The sequence below is a fragment of the Sediminibacillus albus genome, from assembly GCF_900101125.1.
Lineage (GTDB): Bacteria > Bacillota > Bacilli > Bacillales > Amphibacillaceae > Sediminibacillus > Sediminibacillus albus.
The window spans coordinates 624,452-650,296 of sequence record NZ_FNFL01000001.1; the positions used below are offsets into that span (position 1 = coordinate 624,452).

At 41.6% G+C, this 25,845-nt stretch carries 29 protein-coding genes; 11 read left to right on the forward strand and 18 right to left on the reverse strand.

The window, feature by feature from the left end; all coding sequences use genetic code 11:
• Nucleotides 1-35 precede the first annotated feature (35 nt).
• Genes ilvC through leuD form a run of 5 tightly spaced genes read left to right on the forward strand, consistent with a single transcriptional unit; the run spans nucleotide 36 to nucleotide 5,832 of the window.
• A complete protein-coding gene (gene ilvC / locus BLR93_RS03260) occupies nucleotides 36-1,070 on the forward strand; it encodes a ketol-acid reductoisomerase (RefSeq protein ID WP_093211168.1) in 1,035 nt (344 codons plus the stop codon).
• A complete protein-coding gene (locus BLR93_RS03265; RefSeq protein WP_093211170.1) occupies nucleotides 1,057-2,601 on the forward strand; it encodes a 2-isopropylmalate synthase in 1,545 nt (514 codons plus the stop codon). The genes ilvC and BLR93_RS03265 overlap by 14 nt, the downstream gene beginning before the upstream one ends.
• A 55-nt stretch (nucleotides 2,602-2,656) precedes the next feature.
• A complete protein-coding gene (gene leuB / locus BLR93_RS03270) occupies nucleotides 2,657-3,763 on the forward strand; it encodes a 3-isopropylmalate dehydrogenase (protein ID WP_093211172.1) in 1,107 nt (368 codons plus the stop codon).
• Between the two features lie 49 nt (nucleotides 3,764-3,812).
• The gene (leuC, locus tag BLR93_RS03275; protein WP_093211174.1) at nucleotides 3,813-5,237 is read left to right on the forward strand and encodes a 3-isopropylmalate dehydratase large subunit; all 1,425 of its coding nucleotides are present in this window, start codon (nucleotides 3,813-3,815) and stop codon (nucleotides 5,235-5,237) included.
• A gap of 10 nt (nucleotides 5,238-5,247) precedes the next feature.
• Nucleotides 5,248-5,832, forward strand: a complete 585-nt coding sequence (gene leuD, locus BLR93_RS03280; RefSeq protein ID WP_093211176.1) for a 3-isopropylmalate dehydratase small subunit — start codon at nucleotides 5,248-5,250, stop codon at nucleotides 5,830-5,832.
• Between the two features lie 47 nt (nucleotides 5,833-5,879).
• On the opposite strand, the gene BLR93_RS03285 is transcribed toward leuD, so the two are convergent.
• The 3 genes from BLR93_RS03285 to BLR93_RS03295 all read right to left on the reverse strand — a co-directional run bounded on the left by BLR93_RS03285 (nucleotide 5,880) and on the right by BLR93_RS03295 (nucleotide 8,675).
• Entirely contained in the window at nucleotides 5,880-6,926 is a 1,047-nt protein-coding gene (locus BLR93_RS03285) for a cytochrome d ubiquinol oxidase subunit II (protein WP_093211178.1), read from the reverse strand.
• 27 nt (nucleotides 6,927-6,953) lie between these two features.
• Nucleotides 6,954-8,282, reverse strand: coding sequence for a cytochrome ubiquinol oxidase subunit I (locus BLR93_RS03290; RefSeq protein ID WP_093211181.1), 1,329 nt, complete (start codon nucleotides 8,280-8,282; stop codon nucleotides 6,954-6,956).
• Between the two features lie 78 nt (nucleotides 8,283-8,360).
• Entirely contained in the window at nucleotides 8,361-8,675 is a 315-nt protein-coding gene (locus tag BLR93_RS03295; protein ID WP_093211183.1) for a hypothetical protein, read from the reverse strand.
• Nucleotides 8,676-9,146: 471 nt separating this feature from the next.
• On the opposite strand from BLR93_RS03295, the gene BLR93_RS03300 reads away from it, so the two are divergent.
• Complete coding sequence (locus BLR93_RS03300; protein WP_139184379.1) at nucleotides 9,147-9,428, forward strand: hypothetical protein; 282 nt, start codon at nucleotides 9,147-9,149, stop codon at nucleotides 9,426-9,428.
• A 55-nt stretch (nucleotides 9,429-9,483) separates the two neighbouring features.
• Here BLR93_RS03300 and BLR93_RS03305 read toward each other — a convergent pair whose 3' ends face one another.
• The 5 genes from BLR93_RS03305 to BLR93_RS03325 are packed head-to-tail and all read right to left on the reverse strand — an operon-like array spanning nucleotide 9,484 to nucleotide 13,207.
• Nucleotides 9,484-10,332 carry a dimethylarginine dimethylaminohydrolase family protein gene (locus BLR93_RS03305; RefSeq protein WP_093211187.1) on the reverse strand — a complete coding sequence of 283 codons (849 nt, stop codon included), beginning with the start codon at nucleotides 10,330-10,332 and terminating at the stop codon, nucleotides 9,484-9,486.
• Nucleotides 10,333-10,389: 57 nt separating this feature from the next.
• A complete protein-coding gene (locus BLR93_RS03310; RefSeq protein WP_245690046.1) occupies nucleotides 10,390-10,905 on the reverse strand; it encodes an NUDIX hydrolase in 516 nt (171 codons plus the stop codon).
• A gap of 47 nt (nucleotides 10,906-10,952) precedes the next feature.
• Nucleotides 10,953-11,783: an ABC transporter permease gene (locus BLR93_RS03315; RefSeq protein ID WP_093211189.1), complete on the reverse strand. Its 831-nt coding sequence runs from the start codon at nucleotides 11,781-11,783 to the stop codon at nucleotides 10,953-10,955.
• A gap of 1 nt (nucleotide 11,784) precedes the next feature.
• Nucleotides 11,785-12,756, reverse strand: coding sequence for an ATP-binding cassette domain-containing protein (locus BLR93_RS03320; protein WP_093211191.1), 972 nt, complete (start codon nucleotides 12,754-12,756; stop codon nucleotides 11,785-11,787).
• A gap of 22 nt (nucleotides 12,757-12,778) precedes the next feature.
• The gene (locus BLR93_RS03325) at nucleotides 12,779-13,207 is read right to left on the reverse strand and encodes a MarR family winged helix-turn-helix transcriptional regulator (protein ID WP_175559221.1); all 429 of its coding nucleotides are present in this window, start codon (nucleotides 13,205-13,207) and stop codon (nucleotides 12,779-12,781) included.
• Nucleotides 13,208-13,389: 182 nt separating this feature from the next.
• Between BLR93_RS03325 and BLR93_RS03330 the strand changes: the two genes are divergently transcribed.
• The gene (locus BLR93_RS03330; protein ID WP_093211195.1) at nucleotides 13,390-14,895 is read left to right on the forward strand and encodes an HD-GYP domain-containing protein; all 1,506 of its coding nucleotides are present in this window, start codon (nucleotides 13,390-13,392) and stop codon (nucleotides 14,893-14,895) included.
• 201 nt (nucleotides 14,896-15,096) lie between these two features.
• Here BLR93_RS03330 and BLR93_RS03335 read toward each other — a convergent pair whose 3' ends face one another.
• Both BLR93_RS03335 and BLR93_RS18435 read right to left on the reverse strand, forming a co-directional pair.
• Nucleotides 15,097-15,831 (reverse strand): hypothetical protein, encoded by a 735-nt coding sequence (locus BLR93_RS03335; RefSeq protein WP_342720202.1) that lies wholly within the window; start codon nucleotides 15,829-15,831, stop codon nucleotides 15,097-15,099.
• 27 nt (nucleotides 15,832-15,858) lie between these two features.
• On the reverse strand, nucleotides 15,859-16,143 hold the full coding sequence (locus BLR93_RS18435; protein ID WP_342720203.1) for a hypothetical protein: 285 nt from the start codon (nucleotides 16,141-16,143) through the stop codon (nucleotides 15,859-15,861).
• Between the two features lie 172 nt (nucleotides 16,144-16,315).
• Between BLR93_RS18435 and BLR93_RS03340 the strand changes: the two genes are divergently transcribed.
• Nucleotides 16,316-16,681 carry a DoxX family protein gene (locus BLR93_RS03340; RefSeq protein ID WP_093211197.1) on the forward strand — a complete coding sequence of 122 codons (366 nt, stop codon included), beginning with the start codon at nucleotides 16,316-16,318 and terminating at the stop codon, nucleotides 16,679-16,681.
• A gap of 44 nt (nucleotides 16,682-16,725) precedes the next feature.
• Here the strand turns inward: BLR93_RS03340 and BLR93_RS03345 are convergent, their stop codons facing one another.
• From BLR93_RS03345 to BLR93_RS03355, 3 genes are read right to left on the reverse strand one after another with little or no spacing between them, the layout of a single operon-like run.
• A complete protein-coding gene (locus tag BLR93_RS03345; protein ID WP_093211199.1) occupies nucleotides 16,726-19,317 on the reverse strand; it encodes a YfhO family protein in 2,592 nt (863 codons plus the stop codon).
• 11 nt (nucleotides 19,318-19,328) lie between these two features.
• Entirely contained in the window at nucleotides 19,329-19,703 is a 375-nt protein-coding gene (locus BLR93_RS03350; RefSeq protein ID WP_093211201.1) for a GtrA family protein, read from the reverse strand.
• Complete coding sequence (locus tag BLR93_RS03355; RefSeq protein WP_093211203.1) at nucleotides 19,703-20,635, reverse strand: glycosyltransferase family 2 protein; 933 nt, start codon at nucleotides 20,633-20,635, stop codon at nucleotides 19,703-19,705. The genes BLR93_RS03350 and BLR93_RS03355 overlap by 1 nt, the downstream gene beginning before the upstream one ends.
• Nucleotides 20,636-20,849: 214 nt before the next feature.
• Between BLR93_RS03355 and BLR93_RS18340 the strand changes: the two genes are divergently transcribed.
• Entirely contained in the window at nucleotides 20,850-20,972 is a 123-nt protein-coding gene (locus BLR93_RS18340; protein ID WP_281241670.1) for a hypothetical protein, read from the forward strand.
• A 39-nt stretch (nucleotides 20,973-21,011) separates the two neighbouring features.
• On the opposite strand, the gene BLR93_RS03360 is transcribed toward BLR93_RS18340, so the two are convergent.
• The 4 genes from BLR93_RS03360 to BLR93_RS03375 all read right to left on the reverse strand — a co-directional run bounded on the left by BLR93_RS03360 (nucleotide 21,012) and on the right by BLR93_RS03375 (nucleotide 23,670).
• Nucleotides 21,012-21,758 carry a CAP domain-containing protein gene (locus tag BLR93_RS03360; protein ID WP_093211205.1) on the reverse strand — a complete coding sequence of 249 codons (747 nt, stop codon included), beginning with the start codon at nucleotides 21,756-21,758 and terminating at the stop codon, nucleotides 21,012-21,014.
• Between the two features lie 343 nt (nucleotides 21,759-22,101).
• The gene (gene fabI / locus BLR93_RS03365) at nucleotides 22,102-22,881 is read right to left on the reverse strand and encodes an enoyl-ACP reductase FabI (RefSeq protein ID WP_093211207.1); all 780 of its coding nucleotides are present in this window, start codon (nucleotides 22,879-22,881) and stop codon (nucleotides 22,102-22,104) included.
• Between the two features lie 72 nt (nucleotides 22,882-22,953).
• Nucleotides 22,954-23,214 (reverse strand): hypothetical protein, encoded by a 261-nt coding sequence (locus BLR93_RS03370; protein ID WP_093211209.1) that lies wholly within the window; start codon nucleotides 23,212-23,214, stop codon nucleotides 22,954-22,956.
• A gap of 45 nt (nucleotides 23,215-23,259) precedes the next feature.
• Complete coding sequence (locus BLR93_RS03375; protein ID WP_139184380.1) at nucleotides 23,260-23,670, reverse strand: hypothetical protein; 411 nt, start codon at nucleotides 23,668-23,670, stop codon at nucleotides 23,260-23,262.
• Between the two features lie 303 nt (nucleotides 23,671-23,973).
• Here BLR93_RS03375 and BLR93_RS03380 point away from each other — a divergent pair, with 303 nt between their 5' ends.
• Nucleotides 23,974-24,762: a DUF3298 and DUF4163 domain-containing protein gene (locus tag BLR93_RS03380; protein WP_175559222.1), complete on the forward strand. Its 789-nt coding sequence runs from the start codon at nucleotides 23,974-23,976 to the stop codon at nucleotides 24,760-24,762.
• Between the two features lie 135 nt (nucleotides 24,763-24,897).
• Entirely contained in the window at nucleotides 24,898-25,443 is a 546-nt protein-coding gene (locus BLR93_RS03385; protein WP_093211215.1) for a GNAT family N-acetyltransferase, read from the forward strand.
• Between the two features lie 32 nt (nucleotides 25,444-25,475).
• On the opposite strand, the gene BLR93_RS03390 is transcribed toward BLR93_RS03385, so the two are convergent.
• Nucleotides 25,476-25,685 carry a hypothetical protein gene (locus BLR93_RS03390; RefSeq protein WP_093211217.1) on the reverse strand — a complete coding sequence of 70 codons (210 nt, stop codon included), beginning with the start codon at nucleotides 25,683-25,685 and terminating at the stop codon, nucleotides 25,476-25,478.
• Nucleotides 25,686-25,845 lie beyond the last annotated feature (160 nt).

The window sequence follows — 25,845 nt, forward strand, 5'->3', positions numbered from 1 at the left end:
CAATCATAATAAAATTATTGAGAGGATGTTTCCAAATGACAAAAGTACTTTACCACAATGATATCCAAGATGAGAGCTTAAGAGCAAAAAAGATCGCCATTATCGGCTATGGGTCACAGGGCCATGCCCACGCACTAAATTTAAAAGAAAGCGGCTATGACGTAGTAGTCGGCCTGCGAAAAGGCCGTTCATGGGATAAGGCGGTTGAGGATGGTGTCAACGTAGAAACAGTCGCTGAGGCTACCGCCCAAGCAGATGTCATCATGGTTCTGCTACCTGATGAACATCAGCCAAAAATATATGAGGAAAGCATCAAGCCTAATCTGGAACCCGGTAATGCTTTGGCATTTGCGCACGGATTTAATATCCATTTTAATCAGGTAGTCCCTCCTGATAACGTCGATGTGTTTCTGGTAGCACCAAAAGGGCCTGGACACTTGGTCAGGAGAACGTTCCAGGATGGAGCAGGCGTCCCTTCCCTATTCGGAATTTATCAGGATTTTACCGGTCAGGCCGAACAGACAGCACTCGCTTATGCCAAAGGGATTGGAGCCGGCCGGGCCGGAATCTTACAAACCAGTTTCCAGGAAGAGACAGAGACAGATCTTTTCGGCGAGCAGGCAGTCCTGTGCGGAGGGTTAACCAGTCTTGTAAAAGCTGGATTTGAAACACTTACAGAAGCAGGATATCAGCCGGAAGTTGCTTATTTTGAATGTATGCACGAATTGAAGCTAATCGTAGATTTGATGTACGAAGGCGGCTTGGAAAATATGCGCTACTCCATTTCTGACACAGCTCAATGGGGAGATTTCGTTTCCGGACCGCGAGTCGTCAACGAGGATACAAAAGCCCGCATGAAGGAAGTATTGAATGACATTCAGACTGGTGCTTTCGCCAAAGGATGGATCCTGGAAAACCAGGCAAACAGACCACAGTTCAACGCAATCAATGTAAAAGAAAACAATCATTCCATTGAAAAGGTAGGACGGGAGCTTCGTGAGTTAATGCCATTTGTACAGCAGCCGCTAAACTCCAAGAAGAAAGAAGTGGTCACCCATGAGTCAAATTAGCATATTTGATACGACTTTGCGAGATGGAGAACAATCTCCAGGAGTTAATTTAAACCAGCTGGAAAAACTGGAAATTGCCAAACAGCTGGAACGATTTGGAGTGGATATAATGGAAGCAGGGTTTCCTGCTTCCTCCAAAGGTGATTTCGAAGCAGTCAGAGCTATTGCCCGTTCTGTAAAAAATACTTCTGTTACAGGACTGGCGAGAGCAAAGAAAAAGGATATCGATATTGCCTGGGATGCACTGAAAGATGCAGATGAACCACGATTGCACATTTTTCTTGCCACCTCCCCTATCCATATGACTCATAAATTGAAAAAAACGCCTGAAGAAGTCATTCAAACAGCTGTCGAGATGGTATCTTATGCGAGAACAAAGTTTCCTCAAGTTGAATGGTCTGCTGAGGATGCCACACGCTCTGATAAGGATTTCCTTGTCAAAATCATTGAGAAAGTCATCGATGCTGGAGCAACCGTAATTAACTTGCCAGACACAGTTGGTTATACAACACCAGAGGAATATGGAGAACTTTTCCGCTATATTACTAACCGAGTACCAAATATAAACAAAGTCTCCCTCTCCGCTCACTGCCATGACGACTTGGGAATGGCGGTTGCCAATTCACTTGCGGCTATCGAAAATGGTGCCACCCAGGTGGAAGGAACGATTAACGGAATTGGGGAACGTGCCGGCAATGCTGCCTTAGAAGAATTCGCTGTCGCCCTGAACATCCGACAGGATAAATACCCGTATCAAACAAATCTTACTCTAAAAGAAATTAAGCGAACAAGCGATCTTGTCAGCAAATTCACCGGGATGGCAGTCCCTGCGAATAAAGCTGTGGTAGGCCGGAATGCTTTTGCACATGAATCAGGCATCCATCAGGATGGCGTGTTAAAGAACGCCTCTACGTATGAAATTATTACGCCTGGGCTTGTCGGAATCAAGTCAAACAATTTAGTGCTAGGCAAACATTCCGGACGCCATGCTTTTAAAGATAAGATTGAACACTTGGGCTATCAGCTGCCGGAAGAGAAAGTAACTGAAGCCTTTCAGGCATTCAAATTGTTAACAGATCGTAAAAAAGAAGTAACAGATGATGACTTATTTACTATTTTAGTTGATATCCAGACCAATCTTAACGATGTTAAAAAGTATGTGCTGCAAGCGTTCCAAGTGCAGTATGGATCCTCTAACATGCCGACGGCAACTGTAGCACTCACCACTCCAGATGGTTCGAGAGTCGAGACAGCAAGTACTGGCCAAGGAAGCGTAGAGGCTCTATATAATACAATTGAAGCTTTAGTGAAAGAAGAAATCCATTTAACAGATTTCAACTTAAGCTCGATTGGCAAAGGCCGGGACGCTTTAGCAGAAGTCCATGTCAAAATGACAGTAAATGAAGAGGAAGTAAGCGGGCGCGGTTCCGCTCAAGATGTGTTGGAAGCTTCGGCACAAGCCTTTCTAAATGCAATTAATCGTGTTTTTTTAAATAATCAATCCACCATCAAAGAAACCGCCCAGCTATAAGAACCGATTTTGCCTGTATTTATCGTTGTATCTTTTCTAAAAAGGAGGCTATTCGATGAAAAAGCATATTGTACTGCTTCCCGGAGATGGAATTGGAGCCGAGGTTATTCAATCAGCCAAACAGGTTCTCTGGGCAATAGCAGAAGAATTTAATCATGAATTTACGTTCGAAAGCCGGGATATCGGTGGTACTGCTGTTGATACGCACGGTACCCCCCTGCCCGACGAAACTGTAGCAGCTTGTCAACAAGCAGATGCTATTTTGCTTGGAGCCGTCGGAGGTCCTAAATGGGATTCCTTACCCTCTCACCTTCGCCCGGAAAAGGGATTGCTCGGTATCCGGAAAGCATTAAATCTGTTTGCCAATTTGCGTCCGGTCAAAGGGTATCCAAAGCTGCTTCATGCATCACCTTTAAAAGAAGAGGTAGTCAAGGGCAGCGATTTGCTGATCGTTAGAGAACTGATCGGCGGCTTGTACTTTGGTACACCTAGCGAGCGCAGGGATAAAGGACAATCGGTGGTCGATACATTGGCCTATTCCAGACAGGAAATAACGCAAATTGTCGATAAAGCATTCAAAAGTGCCCAATTGCGCAGACACCATCTCACCTCTGTCGATAAAGCAAATGTACTTGAATCAAGTAAACTGTGGCGTGAAATAGTAGAGGAAAAAAAGGCCGACTATCCTGACGTGAAGGTTGACCATTTGCTTGTCGACGCTGCTGCGATGAAACTCATCACCAACCCCGGCCAATTTGATGTCATTGTTACCGAAAACATGTTTGGTGATATTTTAAGCGACGAAGCTTCCGTTTTGACAGGATCTTTAGGAATGCTTCCTTCTGCCAGCCTGAGAGAAGATGGAGTAGGCCTTTATGAACCAGTACATGGCTCCGCTCCCGATATTGCCGGACAGGGAATTGCTAACCCGCTAGCCATGATTTTGTCGACTGCGCTCATGTTAAGACATTCCTTCCAATTGGAGGACGAAGCGCACTTAATTGAAACAGCCGTGCAGGCAGTCCTTGATGATGGTTACCATACGGCAGACTTACAAATCCCCGATGGACAAAAAATCGGAACATCCCATATGACTGCACTAATTGTGGAGTTGATCAAATCCCAGAGTGCTACAAAAAGTATATTAAATTGCTACGTATGACAGTCCTTATTTTTTAGATAAAATTTTTATGAAGTGAGGAGTTGATAGGATGAATGAACCAAAAACAATTGTCGAAAAAATTTGGGATAAACATGTAGTCCATCGTGAAGAAGGCAAACCAGACTTACTTTATATCGATTTACACCTTGTTCACGAAGTTACATCTCCCCAGGCATTTGAAGGCTTAAGAATGAAAAATCGGCAAGTGCGCAAGCCTGAACTGACATATGCTACCATGGACCATAATGTACCGACAATCCACCGTAACGTCATTAAGGATGCGGTTTCTAAAAAACAAATGCAAACACTAAAGGATAACTGTTCCCAATTCGGTATATCCTTAGCGGACATTGATCACCCTGATCAGGGAATCGTCCATGTAATCGGCCCCGAATTAGGTTTGACTCAACCTGGCAAAACAATTGTATGCGGAGATAGCCACACTTCAACACATGGCGCTTTTGGCGCTCTGGCTTTTGGAATTGGCACTAGTGAGGTAGAGCATGTCCTGGCAACCCAGACACTGTGGCAAGCACCTCCTAAAACATTAAAAGTGCAAGTAAATGGCGAGCTTGGCAGCGGAGTCACTGCAAAGGACTTGATTTTAGCGATAATCGCCAAGTTTGGGGTTCGCTTTGGCACGGGCCATGTGATTGAATACACAGGCGAGGCTATTAAAAATTTATCCATGGAAGAACGGATGACTGTTTGTAATATGTCGATAGAGGCTGGAGCCAGAGCGGGTTTAATCAGCCCCGATAATAAAACGGTTGAGTACTTGCGTGGTAAACGTCACGTTCCAAAGGAAGCAGACAGCTTTGAAAAAGCTGCAGCAGAATGGAAAGCACTAGCTTCTGACCCGGAGGCAAGTTATGACAAAGTTGTCGAAATCGAGGCAGCAGAGATTGAACCTCAGGTTTCCTGGGGGACAAATCCTGGAATGTGCCTTCCTGTCAGTGCTTCAGTACCTGATCCGAATCAAGCAGAAACTGCCAATAGCAAAGAAGAAATCGAGCGTGCTTTGGAATATATGGGACTGGAAGCTGGACAGCAGATTTCTTCCGTTGCCATTGACCATGTGTTTATCGGTTCTTGCACCAATTCCCGACTCAGTGATCTCCGCCGGGCGGCAGAGGTTATCCGCGGCAAAAAAGTAAACCCTAAAGTAAAGGCAATTGTTGTACCGGGATCCTTTAGTGTTAAGACTGCCGCTGAGGCAGAAGGCTTGGACGTTATTTTTACCCAGGCTGGTTTCCAATGGCGGGAGGCTGGCTGTAGCATGTGCCTGGCAATGAATGATGACATCGTACCGCCAGGAGAACGATGCGCTTCTACTTCCAACCGAAATTTTGAAGGCCGTCAGGGAAATGGAGCACGGACTCACTTAGTCAGCCCTGAGATGGCAGCTGCTGCCGCTATAGAAGGACATTTTGTCGATGTCCGGAAATTCACTGAAGCTACACTGCATTCATAGGAGGAAACCAATGGAACCTATCAACAAACACCAAGGACTTGTTTATCCTTTAAATAGAGGAAATATAGATACGGATCAAATTATTCCTAAACAATTCTTGAAAAGAATCGAACGCCAGGGATTCGGTCAATTTCTATTTTATAATTGGCGTTTCCATGATGACGGCACACCAAAACAGGAGTTTTCCCTCAATGATAAAAAGTACCAGAACGCTTCCATCCTTGTAGCAGGAGAAAATTTCGGCTGTGGATCTTCCCGGGAGCATGCCCCCTGGGCACTGCAGGATTTCGGGTTTAAAGTAATCATTGCGCCAAGCTTTGCTGATATTTTCTATAATAACTGTACCAAAAATGGGATTCTTCCTGTTCAATTAACGGAACAGCAGACAAAACAATTAATGACACGCGCTGAAACAGAGCCCTATACAATTACCGTTGATTTGGAAAACCAGCTAGTGTCCGATGCCGGAGATTTTCGAGCTTCCTTTCAAGTTCCGGCATACCAAAAGGAAATGCTGCTCAACGGCTGGGATGAAATTGCCGTTACTTTAACGCACGCAGATAAGATAACTGAATTTGAAGCAACCCGGAGCTAGAAATTACTATCCCCCCTTCCAACAGAAGCGGGGATTTTATTTGCTATTCATTTTTTATCATAATTTGATTTTTGCTGCTTTGCGTACCGTTTATCCTTCATAAACAGTCTCCAAAAATAAATAAAACCCGGAAACAAAATGGCAAACCCAACGATATAAGTAATAAATAACGCCCGAAATGCTTCAGGATTGGTAAATCCATCTTCTATGGTAATTGACGGGTAAATTAAATAAGGCAAATGTGCTCTGCCATATGCATAGCTTGCCAGTAAATACTGCAAAACAATCACAATCACGGCTAATCTCGGCCAACCCCTTTTCCCCTGTCCAGTCGGCATCAGTAAGAAAAATCCCGCCAGAAAGAAAGCGCCGGCAGAAGCAAGCAAAAAAGGAAGATGCTCCATCATACCTTCATAGAGCCATACTGCTTCATACCGCATTGTAACCATCACCAGCAAGGCCATCGTTAAAGTTATCGGTCCCAATATCAGTGCGTCCCGGCGGTAGATGTGGTATGCTTCCTGCTCATCTGCATGGTTTGAGAAATCAGCGAGCAATAAAGATGATAAAAATAGCGTACTGCTTACCGCAAACCCAAAAAACGTCCAAGCATGAAAACTTGTAAGTAATTCTCCAACCAACAACTGCTCCACCCCATCTCTCACCTCAATAAAATTCCCATGAGTGACCGGCAAAATGATAATCAACAGCCCGGGAATTAGAAAACCTGTGATTCCTGAAATATAGGTCAATGGCTTCCGATACTCTTCTGCAATATGGGAAAATACCAAAAAACCGCTGCGGACAGCTAACAGCAATAATATCACACTGCCTGGCAGCAGGAGTACTGTACCTAATGTAAATGTTGCTCCGGGAAAAAAACTGATTACTGCTACCACGATCGCAACGATAAAAACATTGGTAACCTCCCATGTTGGAGATAAGTATCTGTTGGCGATATTGGTAGCGTTCGTCTTTTCTTTATTGATATAGACCATTGACCAGAATCCAGCGCCAAAATCCATAGTGGCCATCACTGCATAAATAAAAATGAACCCCCACAACAAGGATATTGCAATAATCACATCCGACACTTCAGCACCCCCTTTTTTGTATAATCCCTACTCTTTTATATCTATCGCTTCATGGACAGGATGTTTTCTGAAATAGTATCTTAATACTAAAACCACCGCTGCTCCTAATACGAAATAAACAAGTGTAAATAAAACAAACAAGGTACCGAGCTGTGAAGCACCGGTCACCGCATCCTCTGTTTTCATCATCCGGTAAATGACCCAGGGCTGTCTGCCTGTACAAGCGAAAATCCAGCCGAATTCAATCGCCAGAACCGATAATGGACCAGATGCCACAAACGCCCACATCATTGGTTTAGGGAATCGTTTCTTTTTTAGAAATCTATTCCAGAAAAAACCGGTAATAGAAAGTAAGATAAGCAGGGTGCCAATACCTACCATGGCATTAAATAATGTATGGACATATAATGGCGGCCACCACTCTTCGGGAAAATCGTTTAACCCGCGAACGACTGTGTCAAAACGGTCATCAGCTAAAAAGCTTAAAGCCCAGGGAATTTCGATAGCCCACTTGACTTCCTCAGTCTCCCTGTCGGTAAAACCGCCAATGGCCAACGGTGCATAATCCTGCGTTTCAAACAAACCTTCTGCTGCCGCAAGCTTTTCTGGCTGATACTCATGCAGCAGCTGTGCAGATTGATGCCCATTAAAAGCAGTGAGCAGTGAAAATATCCCGCCAACCGCTAAGCCTAACATCAGCGCTTTTTTATGAAACCGGAAAACCCTTCCTTTTTCTCTATCTTTGATCATCTTAAATGCAGCTATCGAAGCGATCACAAATCCGCCTGTCATATACGCAGAAACTACCACATGGCCAGCAGTCGTAAAAAATCCGGGGTTGAAAAATGCTGCCCACGGATCGACATCGACAATCTCTCCATTTTCGAAACGAAAACCTGCAGGAGTTCCTTCAAAAGCGTGAACATTTGTAATTAAAATTGCAGAAGCTACTGCCCCTAAGGCAACCAGCGTCAAACTGACGATGCGCATCCATGGGGATATCCGGTCAGCAGCATATACATAGATGGACATGAACAGAGCTTCAACAAAAAAAGCATAAATTTCAATTTGAAAAGGAAGCGCCATTACTTCTCCTATCACTTCCATAAAGCCAGGCCAGAGCAACGACAACTGGACACCGGCAATGGTTCCTGATGGAATAGCCACCCCTAGTAATACGGCAAAACCCTTGGTCCAGCGATTAGCCATTACCGCATAATCACGATCATTGGTTTTTTGATACAAAAGTTCCGCAAACAGTACCATTAAGGGGATTCCGACCCCAAGGGTAGCAAAGATAATGTGGAATGCCATAGTGGTCCCAAACATGGAGCGGGCGATTTCTAAGTGATCCATTACTGCCATCCTTTCTTAGTACGGCTGAGCATAGCTTTCCTACTCCATTGACTGGTGTTTCAGCAGCAATTATGTTCATCAATGGGAATGTTTTTCGCTATGAATAATTTCTTCTATCGACGTTTCGACCTTTGTATGGTTGTGGATTTCGCAATACCAAATATCAGTTCTCAGCTTATGGGAGATGTCACAATTCCGGGTCTTTTTAAGAAAATTGCGCCACAGCGTGTATGTATGCGTATCTACCTTGACAGTATCGTACTGAGGTTTCATTTTTTCCCACTTATGTGGCACAGCTGTCTCATCATGTTCTGGAGTTACTTGCGCCGATAAAATCGAATTGGGGTTCAGTAAAAACAAGCTGCCGATTATGGCTAGCAGTTTACCATTCATTCATACCACTCCTTATTTTTAAATCCTGTTATGTACGTAAGTTGTTAAAATGAGTTATAGAAAGAAACCTTCTCCACTAATAAACCCTTTTTCCTAAACAGATACGCTAGATAATATCCCCCGAATCCGTTTTCTTATTCGGTTTCAATCAGAATGAGCCAGTGAATTGTTTTTAAAAAATGAAACAAATCGTTTCCATTATTCGTCTATATAGGAAGAGGAAACATGATTCAACAAGCAAAGTTTACCTCCCCTTTTTAAACTCTTATTGTTGTTGTTTCCTCTACAAGCTAGTTATCTCAAAAAAAACAGAGGCATTCACCGTAAAAACCGGTGATGCCTCTGTTTTTAAATTTTACCGCATTGCCCGCTATTCAGGGATGTTTAGTTTATCAGCCCTCAGGGTATCTTTAAAAAACATTAGCTAACATTCCGAGTATTTTCAATTTCGTCAAGAAAGGTCGTTAAAAGATGAAAAACAAGTGGGTCTTCTTGATGATCCCTTTGCTAATATTGTTTTCACAAGGGTGCCAGCAGAACGATTATACAGAGAAAATTACAGTTGAAGGCGAAGTCACACTAATAGAAAAAGAAGAAAACTATATCTATATCGATGGAAACCCTATTATGGTAGAAAATCCTGCTTCCTTTGAAGTCGGCCAAAGAGTGAAAGCTGAATTAATTGACACCAATGCTGCAAACGAGTGGGATCCCGAACAAATTGTAGTAGAAGATATTGAATTTGAGCAGTAACACTTAAAAACGCCCCCAGCCGTAATATTACGGCTGGGGGCGTTTTAAGATAACATTATGATTCACGAAGCAATGGAAGTGTACAGCAGCGAAAGGAACCTCCTGATTTTATGATCTCCGTAATATCTACTTCAATCACTTGGTAACCCCTTCTCTTGAGCTCCTTGTTCACATACTGGTTGACCGGCAGGCTGAATACCCGCTTATCACCGATGCTTAACACATTGGTGCCAAGGCTGAACTGTTCCTCTTTCGAGACTTCTATTAAATCATATCTATCGGCAAGCATATCTATTTCCGATTGTTGGAAGGCCGCTGGATAATACAAGGCTTCAGTCGGGGAGACAATATTGAATACACAATCAAGGTGTAGGAATTTTTCTATAAATGGGACGGCCACTACTTCAAAATTAGTAAGCAGTTTGCTCAAATGTTCAACAGCCTGACGATTGGTACGGTTGCTGAGCCCGACATAAATCACCGGCTCATCAATGATTACATCACCGCCTTCAACCATATTCCCTATCAAGTTGTAATATGAAATTTCTTCGTCCTCTAGCCATTGCTTAAACTGGTCTTGTTCACCTTTTCTGACATCGCTTGCCATTTCTCCGACAAAAATGGTTTCGCCTAACGTGAATCCAATATCACGGGTAAAAACTTGTTCAGGGAATTTTTTATGATAAGGAAGCAGGATGACCTCTACCCCATTCTCCCGCAGCTTGCTGACAAATGCACGATGCTGGTCAACAGCTTTCTCAATATGGATTCCTTCATTTTTAAAGCGTTTCTGCGCTTCGTTAATTACATCGCGGATAGTCATATATTGCGGCTCGCACAATATAACCCTTTGCAGCCGGTCATACTCACTGTAACAATTGGTATGTTTCCTGTTAATCATCATGTTTGCCAACCTCCGATAATAAACTTCTTGGTTTATTATGACCGGATATGGATGAAATTATTGTTCAGCGGCATCTAAAACACCAATCAAGCATGCATGCAGAAGCGCAAAACAAAGTTCCGGATCTTTATATTCATTGTCTCGCACTTTTGTCAGGCATTCCTGTTCCTCCACCCGAATAACCTCGATATGTTCATGCTGCTCCAAACTTTGTCCAATATTTTCACCGATGTCTTCACTGTAAAATACATGGGTAATTTCATTAGAAATCCAGGATGCCCCATACATCTCTCCTAAATAACGTATGTCTCCGCATAGGTAACCTGTTTCCTCCTGGAATTCTCTTTTTGCTGCTGTTTCTAAATCTTCTCCTGGGTTTACGCCACCGCCTGGAAGCTGTATGACTAAATCGTCTACCGGTTCTCTGTACTGCTTGATTAAAATGAATTCCTCCCTGTACTTAGCAAGCAAAACAACTGACTCCTGTTCCTTACTTAAAAGATAGGTTCGTCCAAACCGGTTCGTAATGATTTGCTGCATGCCTTTATCAATAACGGATTTCTCTTCGCTCACTCTCTCCCTCCTCCTTAGAAACTCAGTGTTTAGACCGGTTTATCTGCCTATGCTTCTGCACGATTAAATCGAATGGTAGCAAACAAGACAAAAATAATGCTTAAAACAGCAACGACCAGAATTTCTTCAGAAAAAGTAATAACATGATTGAATATCGATAGATTTAACCCCATAGCTTCCCGCAAGGCTGGTTCCATTTGTTCCGGCTGCAGGATAATCTTTTTAAACATGTCGACCGAATAAGTTAGCGGGTTGATTTTAACAAGAAAGTCCATCCATGCCGGCATTCCGCTTAAAGGGAACAGTGCCCCCGATAGAAAAAGCATCGGAAAAATTAATACTTGGATGACCATCTGAAAACCTTGGGACGTTTTCAGGCTGGTAGCAATCAGTAAGCCGATGGAAGAAATCGCAAATGCCACTAAAAACATTACTGGGATCAGTTTTAATATAATGGGAATCGTGATTGTGACACCGATAAAAGGAACAAACACGAGCATCATTAATCCTTGAAACAAGGCAACCGTACTTCCTCCCAATACTTTACCGATCGCGATTGATGTTCTGGACATAGGAGACACCAGAATTTCGCGCAAGTAGCCAAACTCCCTGTCCTGTACAACGGACAGGGCCGAGAAAATAGCTGTGTTAAACACGGTCATACCAATAATTCCGGGAAACATGAATTCTACAAAGTTAAAATCACTTAATGGACCAGATGCAGCCTCTCCGCCCATCATTGAACCGATAGCCCCACTCATCCCGCTTCCGAATAATATTAAGAACATAAAAGGCATCGCAAAAGAACCGATCAGTCTCGCCTTGTCCCTGAAAAACTTTAAAACATCCCGCTGCCAAATTGCATAGATAGCTTCCATCCTAGTGCGGCCCCCTTTTCAAATGCTTCATCTTGTCTTTTCCTGAGACTGTTTCTTCCCTGATTTCTCTTCCAGTTAGCGTCAAAAAGACATCATTTAAAGTAGGCCTCCGCAAATTGACGGTACAAATAGGGATATCAAACTCTTTTACAAATTTGACGAGAAATTCGCTCCCCTTGTCCACCTGAAATGTCAGTGCCTGGCCGGCAGCAGTAACCTCTACACTGTACATTTCCTCTAGCAACGCCTCGGCAGCCTGGTTATTTTCCGTTTCAACTTCAATTATATCTCCGCCAACATTAGTCTTTAATTGATCAGGAGTATCAAGCGCAATTAATTTTCCTTGGTCCATAACGGCAACCCTATCGCAAATTTCTGCTTCATCCATGTAATGGGTCGTTAAGAATATAGTGATTCCTGCTTTCTTCTTCAGCCTTAAAATATATTCCCAAATATGATTGCGCGTCTGGGGATCCAGCCCTACGGTAGGTTCATCTAAAAATAAAACTCTAGGATAGTGGAGCAGACCTCGGGCTATTTCCAACCGACGTTTCATGCCTCCAGAAAATGTTTCCACGATATTTGCCCGTTTATCAGTCAAATCGACTATTTCCAAAACTTCCTGAATCCTTTCCTTCCGCTTATCCTTGGCCACCCCGTAAAACTTACAATGCAGCAGCAGATTTTCATTGGCTGTCAGCTTTTCATCAAGCGTAGATTCTTGAAATATCAATCCGATACTCGCGCGGACTTTGTTTTTTTCTTCTACAATATCGTATCCATTGATGCTCGCCTTGCCCTCAGATGGTTTGATAATAGTAGAAAGCATGTTAATAGTTGTACTTTTTCCTGCCCCATTAGGTCCCAGAAAACCGAAAATTTCTCCTTCTTCTACTTGAAGATCCACCCCTGTTACTGCTTCAAATTTCTTATACCTCTTCTTCAATCCGCTGACTTCGACGATATGACCCATGCAGCTCCCCCTTTTTTCCAACTTATTTTTCGAGCAGGCGCTTCAATGTTGCTAGTCCTTTAATAATTTGTTCAATCTCTTCATCGCTTGCCCCTTTCACCATATTATTTAAATAAGAATGAACGAGCCCATAAACAGAAGTCTGAAGCGCTTCCGCCTTTTCAGTAAGCAAAATATAAACAATCCGCTTATCCTTGTCATCCCTTTTTCTCTGAATATATCCCTGCTGCTCCAGGCGGTCAAGCACACCAGAAATAGTGCTGTTGGCTAAATTCATTTTTCTGCTGATTTCACTCACTTTCAGCCTGTTCTTCTCCCCAAGCAGATGTATAATCATGATTTGCAGAGGAGTTAAATTATTATCAGCCATTTCTTTTCGCAAATCTTTTTTCATCAGCTGCTGTATCTCTTTTAACAGCTCATAGATTTCTATTCCAGTTTTTTCAGCCAAAAACATCCTCCTCTGCCGAAAGTATGTATAAAAATATTTCGCTTCCTAAATATTTTACCATTAAAAAAAACTGGTATTCTAATAAAAATATGCCACAAAATCCCCACTTTTCGACAAAATTTATTATAATAAAGCAAAGGCATACAATTAACAATATTATCTTCTAAGGATGGTACTTACATATGGACTTTCAGAATTTAAGGGCACGGCTGCTGATTCATTACTTTATCGGTTCTATTGTATCTGTATTTGGTTTCGGGGTTGTTTTCATCTTTCATACATTAGAGTTTTCTTCCAGCGAATCATTGCTGCTGTTTTGGATTATTGTTTTTTCTTTTATAAATATGATTATTCTAGAATTCCTGGCATTCTCTAAACAAATTAAGCCTGTTAAAACTGCCTTAACAGCTGCATCGCCTAGCCTGGTTCAGCTGCGGACGGCCTATAAACGCTGCCTTGATTTTCCAATTCTCACTTTTCGCAGGATTATGCTTCCGCATTTCCTTGGCGTAACAGTCCCGGCTACTTTCCTTGTCATTGGTTTAATTTTCACCGACAGACTGAATGTACCTTATGTTTATGTACCAATTGCATGTGCTGCGGCCTTTTTAGTCGCCTCTATGCACGGAATGATCGAGTTTTTCCTCACTACAAGAGCCATGCTACCTACCATGCGGAAATTAAACAAGAAAGCTTCGCTGCTTTTTCATCAAGATATTTCCCAAGGGCACGGTACCTATTTCTCGATTCGGAAAAAGTTTTTTATCAGTGCAATGTTTCTAAGTATATTTCCAACGCTGCTATTTGCAGTGGCCACTATTGCAAGATTGAATGAGTATCAATCCCATTTGTTGGCGGAATACACTAGTTGGGCAGCTGTTGTGATTATTATAGCCTTTTTCTTTGCTGTTCTTGGTTCGATATTATTGACCAAGGACATACTGGCTCCTCTGGAACAGCTGGAATATGGGCTGCGGGGAGTTCAAAATGAAAATATCAGGAAACTGGAAAACTATTATTCGGATGAATTTTCCAAATTGATCAGCGGATTTAATCATATGGCCGATTCTATACTGGAAAAACAAAATATGAATGAGCAGCTAAATGATAGTTTTTTTACAGTATTTGCTGCCACGCTCGATGCTAGAGATCCTTATACAGCCGGGCATTCTCTCAGGGTTGCTGAATATGCCCAGCAAATCGGCAGAAAAGCAGAACTATCTAAAGAAAAACTATCTTTATTAAAAAAAGCAGCACTTTTACACGATATTGGGAAAATTGGAATAAGAGATGAAATTTTACTTAAAGACGGAAAACTGACTGTTACGGAGTATGAAACAATTAAACTGCATCCCCTTATTGGGGCAGAAATTTTACAGGAAATCAAACCAAAGGAAGCAATGGAGCCACTTTTGCCAGGTGTACGCCATCATCATGAAAGATTTGATGGGGATGGTTATCCCGATGGACTTGCAGGTTATGATATCCCTGAATTTGGAAGGATATTGGCAGTAGCAGATGGATTCGATGCAATGACCTCTGACCGTAATTACAGGAAAGGAATGCCGGTGGATAAAGCTTTACGCATATTGAGGGACGGTAAGGGGAGCCAGTGGGACCCTTACTATGTCGATTTGTTCCTGGCCTGTATAAAGGAAACGGAGTTGAAGAAAGCAGCGAATCAATAGATGAGCAATCGAAACCAAATAAAAAAAGCCTCCTGTCCTGGCAGGAGGCTTTACGTTTGCGGCGAAAGACCGTCGACCACATTCGACGTTTAGCTCAAGGCAAATCTTATCGTCTTACGCAAATTAGCTCATCGCTTTAATAATATAACATGATCTGCCAGGAAACTCAACTGTGTTTATTTTTTGCCTGCCCAGGAAAATCTATCTTAATTCTCCTGTGAACTTCAAGAGATTAATGTCCATTTCGTCTGTATCACCTTGCAGAATTGCCTTCACATCTTTGATGGTTGTTGCCAAAGAAACGGATTTCCCCACCTGCCTGGTGAAATTCTCTGCCACGAAAAATGGCTGTGTTAAATAAGCTTCAAGCCTTTCTCCCCGGACATAATCCAGGCGGTCATATTCAGAAATACCATCAGGTCCTCTATTGTTAATCAAAAACCTTAATTCTTTGTACCTCCGGAGTGTTTTTCTGGCCTTTTGCTGTATTTCCAAATGACTGCTTTCGACAAGTAGTCCTTCCAGGACTGTGGAAGTTGAAGTCAAAGGATTTACCGCAGGAAAAGCGTGCTTTGCAGCAAGCTCCATATCAAAATCCCAGAGGGTATCCAATGGTCCATAAGGTAATTCTTGATCAACTGCCTCGCCACTGGTGTCTACAATGGCAACAGTCATCTCCCGAAAATCATTTTCATTAATACGTTCTTCCAATCGGAAAAATTCTTCTGACAGATATAGATTACGGTCAACTCCTAAAATAAACTCTCCCGCTTGTTGATAAGCTTTTATTTTATCAAAAATTTCATCGGTATTGCTGCTGTAAAAGTCCGATTCTGTTAACACATCGGCAATACTGGTCTCTTTATCATCAGCTAAGAAGACTGTTGAAAACCCTTTCTTTTTTAGGCGGTGAAATACTTCGGCCAGCACTACCATCTGGCCCATCCCAGGCCGGGCGATAAGTCATATTTTTCCTCCCCTAACTAATGGTGCAAACAAGTCTAATGTTTTTATACCTGTTTCCAGCATGCTTTCTCCCCCCTTTTTGATAATCAATTCATCTACCGAGCATTCTGCCAGAGAAGCTAAACGAACCAGTGTCTGGACTTCGGCACGTGCTAATGGGATTTTTCCCGTACATAGATTGGATACTGTTGCCGGTCTTAAACCGGCTGAACGAGCAGCGACCGTTAAGTTCGGGACCCGTTTACGCAGCAGGTCAACATTTAATTTAATATCATCCTTCAAAATCCCACCCCCCTTACTCTATATAGTAATTATAGTTACTTTGAAAAGCAATAGTTAAAATGAATGGAAGAAATATTTAAACAATTGCTTAGAAATGCGGAAAGCATGTCATAGGCTGTCCCCCATATGGCATATGGTAATAAAAATAAGTTGCAATGATAGGAGGGTTCATATGCGAATGACTGTCCATTCTCTTCAACTGATCCGCTACGGTGTTGCCTACGTGTTTATCATATCCGGGCTGCTTAAATTGCTTGACCCTGGTTTTACCACTGTGTTTGCCCAAATTGGCTTTCCAAGCCCTGCAACAGCTGTATTGCTGATTGCATTGACGGAAATTATTTGCGGCGGTTTTATCCTATTCCAATTTTATGTTAAAAGAGCAGCAATTCCCTTGCTGGTTATTATGATAGGCGCTTTATTATTAACAAAAGTCCCTGCCTTACATTCAGGGTTTTTCCAATTCGCCTTTGATGCCCGGCTGGATATTATCATGATTATCATGCTAGCTGTGCTCTGGCGAAATTACATTAAATAAAACAAAGCAGGGATAAGCCGGCACAGCAGCCTTCCCTGCTTTGTTTATTTTTTTATTTTTCTGCGGAACAGCCAAACAAAAGCCAAAGCTGCCGATAATAGTGCAATTATGGCTGTTGTCCGTATATAAGGCGGATAATAGACAAAAGTTATGTCATTTTTTCCTGGCTCAATCGATGTGCCCAGAAACGCATAATTTGCTTTTTCTACCGACCGTCTCTCACCATTCACATATACCCGCCACCCCTTCTCGTAAGGAACAGGGATAGTCAAATAATGGTCATTTTTCATATTATTCAAATGGATGGAAATCTTATTACCGTTGATATCTGTGTCAGCTTGCGGTTGATCCTTGGACGCCGCCTGTTCCAGCAGTTGGTAGTCTTCTGCATACAAGTCGATATTTTTTAACGTATAGCTGCCTTCAGGAACCCTTAAGGATATGACTTCATTTTCTGGTACCCGGATGGTAATTTGATTTACATTTGTCCTGTAAATTGATTCCCGCGACTTTCTGCTCGTTCGAAAGTCGTTTACATGGAGCGGAAAAAGCGGCGCATGCTTATCATTGTTTTTCAAATAAAACGACAAATAGTAATCTTTCACAGGAGCTTGTGGATTTCGCGGTTTGATATCTAAACCGCCGCTTTTTCCAGTTACCTCAAGCTGGTTAGCTTGGTAGCTCGCATTGACTGGTTTTATTTCTGCTTCATCAAGCAGATTTTTCACCGGATGAATGCCAGCGCTTTGTTCTGAAGGCTCCTTCAAAATAATACCTTGAAGCATGGCATGCTCTCGTCCTAATACGGTCTTGCCTTCCAAATATTCTTCAGAATAAACCAAACTGGCGGTTCGGACAAAAGGAAGGGAGTTGTTGTTTCGATAGACAACGTAATTTTCGTTATCCATAAAACGCTCAAATCCATAAGGGATGTTTTTTTCTTTCTGTTTCTCATACATAATATATTTTCCGCCAAGTATGCTATGCAGGTTGGCCCGATCTCCAAAACCGGAATAACGGCTGACGCTCTCCCGTTTCATGTCAATTTCCAAATCATGATAATAAAAAAACAAGAGCTCTTCATTCAAAATGCTCGAATACACACTTAAACCAGGAAATTCCTGAATAATCGGTGTATTGTTCCTGCCGTCCGTTTTCCATTCGAGCCTCGCCAATGTACTGTCATCTTCCTCTAGCACCTCATTAATCAAGCTGCGCTGCTCTTGGGAATAATAATTTTCACTCAAGATGTATTCCTTTGTCGTAGTATTAACATCCCCCGCCAGAAACAATTTATCATGCTGGAATTGATTGACTAATAGTAAATGGGAGACTAATACACCAAGTACTAAACAGGTAAAGCCCGTTTTCCGGCTAATTGTTACAGACGCTAAGGCTGCGAAAATTATTACACCTGCCCCAGCTATCATCAATAATGGCAAAGGCTTATGGAAATCGACTTTCGGATCAAGCAAGTAAAATGCAGCATAGCAATAAAACGTCAAAACTGCTGCTGGCAGCAGTTCACGGATATCCGTTTTTCGAAATTGCTGCAAGCCAGCTGCAACCGTTCCGCCAATAGCAAAAAAACCTAAATACTCAAATCGATGCTGGGGTGCAGACATGCCATTAAAGAAACTGGCTGCAAGCGGCACAAAATGCAAAATACTGAACAATACAGCGAGTAATGCAAATAGCCGGAATAAGCGATCTTTATAAAATGAAAAAACAAATAACAGCAAAACGAAAATCGCCGGTATGATAAACAGGCGGCTGTTATACAAAATATTACTTGTTGCATCCAGCAATGGTACATACTGGTCATAAGCCGGCCTGTGGTTATGGAACAAGCCCCAGACAGACGGAATAAATCCTATCGAACCGATGCCGAAACCTAACAAGCCAGCAGCGGCAAATATCTTTAATTGAGTGACCTTGGCAGCCTCTGTTTCCACAAGGGGCAGGAACCATCGTAATACTATGTAAATTGCGATAAAGCAAAAGCTGATAAAAGCAAAATAAAAATTATCGATTAAGGCAATCGCCACAGCAGCAATAAACCAGCCAGGCCTTTGCTCTCTCATTATTTTTTCGGTACCGAGGACTAATAACGGAAGCCACAGAAACGCATCCCCAAAAAATTCCCAATAAGTAACATGGCGAAAATACATCACAGATGAGCCGTATAATACCGCGCCAATAAAAGCATAATAGCTAGTTAATTTCATATAACGGAATGTTAGCGTCGTTATTACTAAAATCAGCGTCAGCCGTACAATACTAATAAAAATAGCTGCCTGGGCCCAAAACAACACATCAGGCTTTGGGATGATCGCCAATAATTCAAGCACATAAACGACTAACACGTTCATAAAGAAATAAACATTTATTCCATAATAATAAGCAAGTTGAGTGAAGGTACTTCCACCCAAACCGTATATATAGGAATAGAAAAGATTCCCTTTCGTCAATTGGTCATAAAGCATGCTTCGAAATGGAAGCATTTGCGACAGACCATCATTAGGGCCTGCCATATATACTCCCTGCCACCATTGATACAAAAAGAATCCATGGGCAAGGACTGCAAAAAGGAAACTTATCAAGATCAGTTTCCACATTGATTGATTGTTTTTCATAACAGCCACCATTACTTCTTTAAAATTTTGCTCGTAACTAGAAAAGTAATTGGAACAGTTAAAAACACTGCAGCTATCGGAGCTACATTTCCATTCCAATGGAGTACATCGACAAACATATAGACGAAACCAGAAGAAACCGACATATTGACCAGCTGTGTCAATGGAAACTGCAGAAATTTAGAAATTGTCGGCTTGACCTTGTAAGTAAAATAAACATTTAAGAAAAAGGAAATTATCAGGCTGATCATAAAGCCAATTATATGAGAAACCAGATAGTGCCAGTTGAAAATATTGTAGCAAAGTAGGTAGACTAGATAATAATTAACTGTATTGACCCCGCCCACAATCACAAAGCGGATGAATTCGTTATTGAGCCGCTTCATTAAAGATCCCTGTCCATGTTTGTTTCTCTTATCAGGTAATGCGGCCTTCGCTTCGTTTCCGCATAAATTCTACCTACATATTCACCGATTATCCCGAGGCTGACCAGTTGAACACCGCCCAAAAATAAAACAGATGATATGATGGAAAAATAGCCTGGTACATCTACCCCTGTACGGATGATTTGGACGAGCATCACTAGTATGTACAATAAAGCGAGGCACATGATTATCAATCCGCCGTACAAACAGACCCTCAGCGGCTTTTGGTTGAATGAAACGATTCCCTCAATCCCATAATTTATCAGTTTTTTATAAGACCACTTCGAATCTCCATTGTCCCGGACTTTATTGGAATAGTAAACCGTTTTTTGTTCAAAGCCAATCCAGGAAAACAACCCTTTCGAAAACCGGTTCCCTTCGGAAAGTTCCAGCACAGCTTCAACTGCTTTTCTGCTTAACAGGCGGAAATCACCTTCGCCATCTTTTAATTTAACATCTACCACCTGATCAATTATTTTATAGTAAATCTTTGTTAACAACGATCTTACTTTCGAGTCGCCGTTGCGGTCTCGCTTGGCCACAACTTGGTCATACCCTTCCTGATACCCTTCCAGCAACTCACTGACTAGATATGTAGGATGTTGCAAGTCTGCATCCATGATAATAACAGCGTCTCCCCTGGCATGCCTTAATCCGGCGAGTAAAGCGGCCTCCTTCCCGAAATTCCTTGTGAAGGAAACGTACTTTACCTCCTCATGCGCAGCAGCTAATTGGTGAATTTGTTTAAAAGTATCATCTTCGCTCCCATCATCGATAAAAAGGATTTCATGATCCATTTTGGCTAATTGTTCTTTTAAAGCCTGATAAATTAACGGGATGTTATATGATTCATTATAGGATGGAATTAATATGGATAGATAACAAGCCTTCATTATGTTTCCTCCGTTATGTGGTGATTGATTGTATCAGTAATTACAGCTTAAGTAACCCTCTAGTGATATACCCAATTACTATTAGCAATAATCCTCGGGGAGCTTCATGTAGCTTTTACTTATTCCTGAATAACGTGATACGTTTTTATGATAAACCTTGGCGTATAAAAATGAAATAGTAAATTACATATTTTTCTAGTGAGGAACTTTAATGATGATTGCCAATACATACAATTTTGGAAAAGAGGGATCTGCGCCGGATGATATGCAGGCAATAAAGGAAGAAGTAAAATCAGAAATGAAAGAAGAACTAATCATTTTAAATCCTGCCTTATAAAAGGACGGTCCACCTTCACATAAGATGGACCGCCCTCTTTTACTTTTGGATAAACATCTGAGTCCAGTAATTGCCGTCAGACTCAAAACCTACCCCAATATGGGTAAGATTTTCATTTAAAATGTTTTTTCTGTGGCCGGAACTATTCATCCAGCCTTCCACCACAGCCTCTGCTGACTGCTGTCCAGAGGCGATATTTTCCGCTGCCGATTGATAATCTACACCGAACTGCTGCATCATATCAAAAGGAGAACCATAGGTTGGAGAAGTGTGGGAAAAATAATTATTTTCCGCCATATCCTCCGATTTCGCTTGTGCTACCTCAGAAAGCTCTGCATCCCCCTGTAATTCACCCAGGCCATTATTCCTTCTTTCAATATTTGTCAGTCGGATTACTTCCTGTTGAATGTCACCGATTTCCTGATTTCCCGTACCTTGTTCTGTCTGCTGCTGGTTGTTTTGTTGATTGTTTTGCTGATTGTTTTGCTGATTGTTTTGCTGGTTATTCTGTCGGAAATCCTGTTGGGTGTCCTGATCTGCTCCTCTTTGAAAAGGACTGTCCCGATAATTCGGGTATTGGCTCTGGCGGCCGGGGTTCAAGGAGATCTGAAACCTGCCTTCTTCATTATTGGCGTCTTCATTGGTTTGCGGGTTGTTCCCATTAAAGCCTACTTCGCGGTAATTCATTGTATCGCTATTGTTTTGGGCTTCCTGGTTATCCGTATTGCATCCAGATAATCCGCCTGCCAGAACAGCTGCAGCTACGGTTAATAATGTTTTTTTCATTTAATAACCTCCATTATTTTAAGCTGTGGCCTCATTAATATTTGCAGATTAGCTTAAAACATTCATTGCTGGTCTGATAGCCGGCTATAGGGAGCCCGGCTGCCTTTCCGGCAAAAAAGGTATTTTTTTACATAGCATCTTCATCGTTTTACACAGCTTTCAATCACTTTTATTGTTTTTAGGGAAGGAATAAAAATTTGAGAAAATGTCTGAAAAAATTCTTCTACATCCGGCTATAGGAGAACAGTTCGTTTGAAGCCAATAAAAAAACGCCTTTCAAGGGTTGCGGATACAAGCAATTGCTTGTCCTCTCACCTGAAAAGACGCTGTTTTAAGCCGGCAACTATGCCATTATATTATAACCTGAGTCAACATGGACGATTTCACCTGTCACTCCCCTGGACACAGGACTTAGCATTATCATTGACATATCTCCGACTTCTTCCTGGGTCACATTTCTTTTTAACGGAGCTCTTGTTTCTATGTCATGGAGCATTTGATTGAATGACGGTATCCCCTTGGCCGCCAATGTCCGAATCGGCCCAGCGGAAATGGCATTAACGCGGATATTGTCTGCACCTAAATCGAGTGCAAGATACTTTACGGATGCCTCTAGCGATGCTTTGGCGATCCCCATGACTTTATAGCCATCGAGCACTCGCTCGCCACCAAGAGCGGTCATCGTGATAATCGAACCGCCCTCTGCCATAAAGGGTTTCGCTTCTCTTGCCACGGCGACCAGTGAATAGGCACTAGTATCCTGAGCAAAGGCGTAGCCGCTGCGGGAAGTATCAACGAAGTCTGCTTTCAAGTCCTCTGCATGGGCAAAAGCAATCGAATGTACAACACCATAAATCGCCCCTGCCTTATCATTTATTTCGGCAAAAGCTTGCTTAATGCTTTCATCCTCATTGATGTCACAAGCAACTATATGCTCAGCAGCAATTCCTGATTTAGCTAACAGCTTGGTCAGTTTCTGCAGAGACCGTTCCTTCCGGTATGTAAATGTCAGTTTTGCCCCAGCTTGATGAAGCGACTTAGCCACTCCCCAGGCAAGACTCCGTTCGTTCGCAACTCCCATAATTACAATATTTTTACCTTTTAGCTTCAATATATCTTCCATAGTATCCTCCAGTAAAATAGATTCACTCCTATCATACAATACTCCAATCGAAGAAAAAACAGCAGTGCTGAATTATCTATCCCCAGCAGTTGGCAGGTATTTTGTGAAATATCCAGCCATCAGCAGTAATATCATGGTGATAAGCCAGCTAATGATTCCTAAAAGTTCAAATAAAATTGCTGCCATGTTAATAACAGCCATTAGATAAAAACAAACCGGCGTTAAATAACTTTTTATTCCTATGTTTTGATACCCTTTACTTTTTTTATAAACGATAAAAATGGATACAGCTATGCTGATAATAAAGGTTATTACCATAAGGATTAGTTGCATCGGAATTTCCCTTCAGCAGTCGATTTCCTGCAGTTTTTCAAGTCCTTAAATAAAGAGAACCACGGCGGAAAGGGCTAAAAATAAAATGAATACAGCTAACAAAATGCCAAAAATAATTCTTGCAAAAAAATTACGACCGGCGTAACTTTTCCATGTGCCTTGAGAAGATTTATCTACTTTTCTCGCACGCAAAACAAGACCAACATTTGCTGCAACCAGTAATACAGCTAATAGTGGCAGCATATAAAATGTCAGAAAATCAGCATCAGCATGATACGTTGAATCGATTCTGATACTGCTCCACTGCCAGAAGAATAACATTCCGAGCACAAGGTTCGTGATGCCAGCCAGCCGTGTTTCAATTTTCCACTCCGTGCCTAGCTGTTTCCGTTCATAGTCTCTCAGCTGTCTGGACCAGTTAAATACGTGTAGATTTTTTCTAATTGATAAAAGCATCATGATTCCACTTAATAGTAATAAACAGCCGGCAACAAGTTGAATATGACTGAGGATAACCTGATAAGACATTAAATAAAAAAGGATACCACTTGCCAGAATGATACTTATATTCATCCAAAAAAATTGTTTTTTCCGTAATTCTCTTATCGATTCGATTGCAAGCCCTCCCATATAGTGGATATATGTTACACATGATTAAATTGGTTCAAAAAAATGTACACTTTTCCAATTATTACTTGGGCTTGGTACAAATACAAAAGATGGTTATGCTAAAGGTAAAACGCGATGGAGGTACAATACATGAAGTGTTTGGCTCTGTTATTTTTCTTCGGTGCAATCTCACTCCCAATTAACTCCCAACAACCTTTGGCGCTCTCGATCAAATCTGTGGAGGAGCCAGCACACCCTGGCAGTATTATTATCGGTACCAAGCCGGTAAAAGAAAAAACGGATTTCGTAAAAATCGATCTTGAAATCCCTGTCATTAATGGGCTAGCCGAGCGAAAATTCGAAAAAAAGTTGAATAATAGAATCAAAAAACAGGCAATGAAAGCTAAGACCGCTATTATCACCGCAGCCAAACAGGCAGAGAAAGAAGCAGAAATACAGGATAGAAAATTCCGTCCATACGAGCTTAACATAGATTACAGTGTTAAAAATACCGAACAATTACTCTCCTTCACCGTTTCCACTTACACTTTTACCGGTGGGGCCCACGGCACAACAGCTACAGAATACTACAATATTGACATAGCGGAAAGTAAAAATATTACTCTTGGTGATTTATTTTCTCCAAACAGCAATTATAAGCAAACGATCTCCGAGAACATTAAACAACAAATCAGAGGCCAGGAGGCTGCTGAAGAGGGGGTGTATTTTAAACCGGATAATCCCTTCACCGGAGCTTTAGCGTTTCAATCCATATCCAAAGATCAGTTATTTTACATTGAAGATAGCAGCATAGTAATTGCCTTTTCCCAATATGAGATTGCTCCCGGATCGATGGGCGAACCCGTTTTTAAAATACCGTTCACAATGTTGAAGGAACAACTAAGAAATAAATACACCCCTTCATTGGAAGGTTTTTAAAACCGATTAAAAAACTCCAGGAGCTGTCTTTTCATTTCAGGAATATAAGCCTATGAAAAAGCTTGTAATCTACTGCCGTTTAACATAAGATATGGAATAACTATCCAAAAAGTATATGGCAAAAGGATGAGAGCGATGGCATTTCCTGTGTTGGAGACGAATAGGATGAAATTAATTGAAATTGGCTCGGAGTATACCGACGGTTATTTTGAAATCATGTCCAGGGAGAAGGTCACCAGGTATTATGGAATGAACCGTCTGACTGATCGGGACCAAGCGGAGGAGATGATTCGTTCCTTCAGCGAGACCTTTAAGAGCAATCGCGGAATTAGATGGGGACTTATACTTAAAGATACAAGGAAGTTCATTGGTACAATCGGTTTAAATAACCTAAGCACATACAGCAAGAAAGCCGAAATTGGTTACGAGCTTCATCCGGATTTTTGGAGAAATGGCTATATCTCTGAAGCAATTAATGAAGTATTGGCATATAGTTACGAAATACTGGACTTATACAGAATCGGGGCGGTAACATTTCCGCAAAATGATGCTTCAAATCATTTACTGGTAAAGCTCGGGTTCGAAAAAGAGGGGAAACTACGAGGATATTTGTACCAAAATGGTCGATCGCATGATGCTTTTATCTTTTCCTATTTAAAAACAGATTGGGAACAACGCTAATAAGCGTTCATTCCCAATCTGTTTTATTAAAGTCAAAAGATGAATATCCACCATAAATACATACTCAAAAAAACAGCCATCCCTACTAAGGCACTCTTCACTTCATACGGTAGCCGATTAGGAATAAAATGTAACGGCAGACCAATTAACAAGCCAGCTCCAGCCATAAATAATAATAAATAAAGGAACATTCCAAGAAAATTGTCGACTGGTAAATTCATCGATTCTATTATGTATGTCATTTTTCCACCTGCTTTGCTAATATGCTATCTATCTCATATTCCATACAAAACCCGATATTCCTGCAATTTCTTTACGATGTTTAACAGGTTAAGAAACAAGCAAAAAGCACTGGGATCTGTAGAAGAAACCGGTGCTTCCTGTTTCAATTAAACCGTTTTA